General features: G+C 70.5%; 4 protein-coding genes and 2 pseudogenes. 2 read left to right on the top strand and 4 right to left on the bottom strand.

The window, feature by feature from the left end:
* Positions 1-472 (bottom strand): annotated as a pseudogene (locus AB0M20_RS31390) (hypothetical protein); the annotation flags it as partial.
* Between the two features lie 92 nt (positions 473-564).
* On the opposite strand from AB0M20_RS31390, the gene AB0M20_RS31395 reads away from it, so the two are divergent.
* Complete coding sequence (locus AB0M20_RS31395; protein WP_364303947.1) at positions 565-729, top strand: hypothetical protein; 165 nt, start codon at positions 565-567, stop codon at positions 727-729.
* Between the two features lie 218 nt (positions 730-947).
* Here the strand turns inward: AB0M20_RS31395 and AB0M20_RS31400 are convergent, their stop codons facing one another.
* The 3 genes from AB0M20_RS31400 to AB0M20_RS31410 are packed head-to-tail and all read right to left on the bottom strand — an operon-like array spanning position 948 to position 3,313.
* Entirely contained in the window at positions 948-1,697 is a 750-nt protein-coding gene (locus AB0M20_RS31400) for a peptidase E (RefSeq protein WP_364303948.1), read from the bottom strand.
* On the bottom strand, positions 1,694-2,500 hold the full coding sequence (locus tag AB0M20_RS31405) for a nucleotidyltransferase domain-containing protein (RefSeq protein WP_364303949.1): 807 nt from the start codon (positions 2,498-2,500) through the stop codon (positions 1,694-1,696). The genes AB0M20_RS31400 and AB0M20_RS31405 overlap by 4 nt, the downstream gene beginning before the upstream one ends.
* Before the next feature lie 9 nt (positions 2,501-2,509).
* Entirely contained in the window at positions 2,510-3,313 is an 804-nt protein-coding gene (locus AB0M20_RS31410) for a G5 domain-containing protein (RefSeq protein WP_364303950.1), read from the bottom strand.
* A 219-nt stretch (positions 3,314-3,532) separates the two neighbouring features.
* On the opposite strand from AB0M20_RS31410, the pseudogene AB0M20_RS31415 reads away from it, so the two are divergent.
* Positions 3,533-3,844, top strand: a pseudogene (locus AB0M20_RS31415) (MFS transporter); the annotation flags it as partial.

A 3,844-nucleotide genomic window follows, 5' to 3' on the forward strand; every position in this document is an offset into this window, starting at 1 on the left:
CCCGGTCGCTGATCCGCTCGATCGCCTGCAAGTACAGATGGTGGCCGGCCTGCTGAAGGGTGAGCTTCTCGTTGAGGTCCTGCATCTGCGTGTGCAATTGGCGGATGCGCGCGTTGAAATAGAAGAGCCAGAGGCGCACGACGAAGTAGAGCAGGCATGCGATCCCCAATGTCTGCAAGATCGCCCGGCTGACTCCGGTGGAGAAATCAGCCAGCTCCGCGACACCGGAGACGACACCGAGGACGAAGACCGATACATGAAGAACTCGTTGCGACAGGTTCTTCAATTCGGATGGCACCGGCATGATCGTCCGACCCCCGTCAAACATGGTCACAACAATGATGCCGAATCGGCCATAGAAGACAAATCCTCCGGCGGACCGACCCCGACCGGGTACATCCGTTCGGCCACCGGAACCGACGAGCGCACCTCCGGTGGTTACCGTCGAGTAACAGTTGCGGGGCGTCACCACCGGGCCGCATGCTGACGGCCGGAGTTCCATCGCGTTCGATTGGTCAAGAGACGCCGGGAGCGATCAAGGTGCTGGCCTACCTGCAAAGACCCATGTCTGTGTTGCCGCGGCCCGACCGCACCGAGTTCGACATGAACGATCACCCCGGCGGCGAGGGCGGCAACCGGGTCTCGGCGACCCCGTCCGCTCTTCTCGCCGCGTCCCTCACGCTCTCCGCCGTTCTGGTGGCCTTCGTGATGGTCGTTCTGTACTCCTGAGGCCCGCGCTCCGGATCGTCAGTGGCAGGTCCCGCCTTCGCCGCCGCGAAGACCGGAACGTTCCGCCGTCGCACAGATCCAGGAAGCCATTGCATCTCCTCGGAGATCAGAAAATCGCTCTCACCGCGCCGTTCTGCCCGCGCGTGAAGAACACTTAACCTTACGGTCGCACCGATTCACCAACTGAGAAGTCCACCATGGGGTGACTGGGCGAATCTTTACTTCTTGTGATTGTCGGGCAGGACACGGGTCGGCAGGGGCGTTTCGGTCACCTTGCCATCGGCCGTACGCCTGAGTTCGTACCCCAGGGGGCCCTCCGCGTCCGCGACCACCTCGGCCAGTTCCGTGCCGCGGTAGACCAGCCCCGCGCCGTCGTCGGTCGCATACCCGTCGGGCAGCGTGCCGTTGCCGATCAGCTCGTGCATCTTGGGCCGCCGCTGCTCCTCGGCGTCGTAGTGCACCCCGTTGCTGTACGGCAGCCAGCCCAGCCCATCGGTGAAGCCGCGCAGCTCATAGCCGTAGCTGTCCGTGCTGCCGCCCACGTGCCAGCAGATCGAGCCGGCCGACACCCCGCCGAGCACCACCCCGGCCTGCCACGCCTCGCGCAGGATCTCGTCGAGCCCGTGCACCCGCCACACCGCGCAGAGGTTCGCCACACTGCCGCCGCTGACCCAGATCACGTCCTGAGCCAGCAGGTGCGCGCGGATGTCCTTGACGTTCGGCATCGGGAACAGCGCCAGGTGCGACGCCTCGAACCCGGTGCCGGCGAAGGCCGCGTAGGTCGCGCCGATCCGCGCCTCGGGGTCGCCGATGGCCTGGTTGAGCACGCAGATCTTCGGGCGCGGCCCGGCGTTCGCCAGCTCGGCGGCGAAGTAGTGGATCGGGCCGGGCCGCATGTCCAGCAGCCCGTACCGCCCGGGGCGGAAGGAGGCGCTGGTCGCGAGGATGGTGGGTGCGTCGGCGGTCACCGGATCATCATGGCGCACGCGTCGGCGGTGTCCACGACCAGTGCGCCGGCCAGGTCGATGGCCATGCTCAGCCGCGCCGGGTCGCCGCTGACCGCGCTGAAGATCGTGTCCACCCGCTGCTGGAAGTCCGGCGGCGCCCCGGGCAGCCCGGCCGCGCCCGCCACGGCGCCCTTCTCGTTGATCAGCCACTTTCCGGCGGCGCCGTGCAGGGCATGCGCGCACACGCCGGTCAGCCGAAACAGGCACCCGGCCACGTAGGCCGGGTCGTGGTGCAGAGCCCCTTTGTGCGCCACCTTGACCATGAAGTCCGCCTCCCACAGCCCGGCGACGAGCCGCTCCTGCAACGGCCGCGGGTAGGGGCGTTTCAACCCCGCGAGCGCACCGGCCGGATCCTGCAGGATCACCCCGAGCGCCACCTCGCCGGCGTAGAGGAAATCCGGCACGCCCAGCGGATGACCGGCCTGCGTGTGCCAGGTCAGCCGGCCCGCCTCGGCGTCCGCCCAGGACCGCTCCACCCGGTCGAGGTCGCGGTAGAGGAAGTCGACGGCCACCTCGCCCACGGTCAGCCAGGCGCCGCCGTCCACCCACGGCCCCCACTCGCCGAGCGGGGTGACCGTGGCGTCCGGACCGCCGAACTCCCGGGCGACCTCGCCCAGCGCGTCGAGGTCCAGCGGCCGGCGGTAGTAGATCCCCAGGTCGTAGTCGGAGGTCTCGGTGTGGTCGCCGCGCGCCCGGCTCCCGCCCAGCATGACGCCGGCCACGCCGGGCACCTCGATCAGTCGCGCGCTCAGTTCATCGAGCATCCCCCGTGTCTAGCAGAGCATGCCCTGCTGGAGCTCGAGGTCGTCGAGCACGGCGAGGTCCTCGTCCAGCAGGGCGACCGTGCCGCCGAGCGGCAGAGCGGCGCTCTCTGGCTGAGCACTCTCCGGCTGGGCGCAGCCGGCGGCTCGTCCGCCCGGCCGGCATCCGTGGTCCGGCCGGCATCCCCAGCCGCCGCCGCGCCCGGTCCCGAAGGCGACCACGCGGTGCTGCGGCTGCCGGGTCACCGTGCTGTCCACCAGGCGGCGGTCGGTGGGCTGACCGTTGGTGACGGTGACCGCGTACCGCAGGACCTCTTCGCCGGGCACGCCCTCGGTCTGGATCCGCTTGCGTCCGCGCGGCAGGGCCGGGTCGCGCACCAGCCGGGTCCGGAACGGGATCGTCCGCGTCTCGGTCTCGGTGCGGGTGGTGACGGCCGGCTGCGCCGGCATCGCGGGCTTCGCGGCGGGCACGCGCGTGGCGGCGACCTGCGGGGGCTGCTCCACCAGCTCCTTGCGGGGGGTACGCGGGGCAGTCCGGTCGGCCTCCTCGGCGACGCGCTGCTCCGCCACGCCGGACTGACCGCCGAGCTGCGCGTCGGCCGACGGCGTCCGGCCCTGCGCGCCCCCGCCCGTCGCCCCGCCCGTCGCGCCGCCCGTCACTCCGGCCGCCGCACCGGCCGGCGCCGGGGGCGCGGCGGCGACCTGCTGGTCCTGCCCGACCGAGCGCACGATGCGCGTGTCGTCGTCGGTGATCGCCGCGACGGCCGCGGTGCCGCCGCCGATGAGCACCAGCACGGCACTGGCGCCGACCGTCATCCGGATCCCGAACGGCAGCCGAGCCCACCATGACTTTCGTGGCATTTCGAGCAGTTGCTGCAAAGAGTCACTAGTTGTCTGGTTTTGCACCAGAGCATTGTGCAGGCTCGCTCCGCCGACGCAAGCAGTGCGCGGTCCCCCAAAGGCTGACGTCACTGCCCGACCCGCCCGTCGTTATCGCATTGACTTCAAGCCGGATCGAAGTCGTAGCGTCGGGGCATGACGGCGACGGCAGCGGAGGCCACCGAGGAGAAAGCAGTGGCGGGCATCCTGGCCCGCCCCTACGCCCTGACCACCGTCGGCTCGTGGAGCCTGGTCTTCCTGGCGGCCTTCGAGTCGCTTGCCGTCACCACGATCATGCCGGTGGTCACCGAGGACCTGGATGGCCGCGCGCTCTACTCGCTGGCGTTCTCGGCCACCCTCGCGGCGAGCGTCATCGGCACGGTCGTCACCGGCTCCTGGGCGGACCGCCGCGGCCCCGCCCGGCCCCTGCTCGCCGCGATCGGACTCTTCGGGGCCGGCCTGGTCGTC

The organism is Actinoplanes sp. NPDC051633, assembly GCF_040681735.1.
In the GTDB taxonomy this organism is placed as follows: Bacteria; Actinomycetota; Actinomycetes; order Mycobacteriales; family Micromonosporaceae; genus Actinoplanes.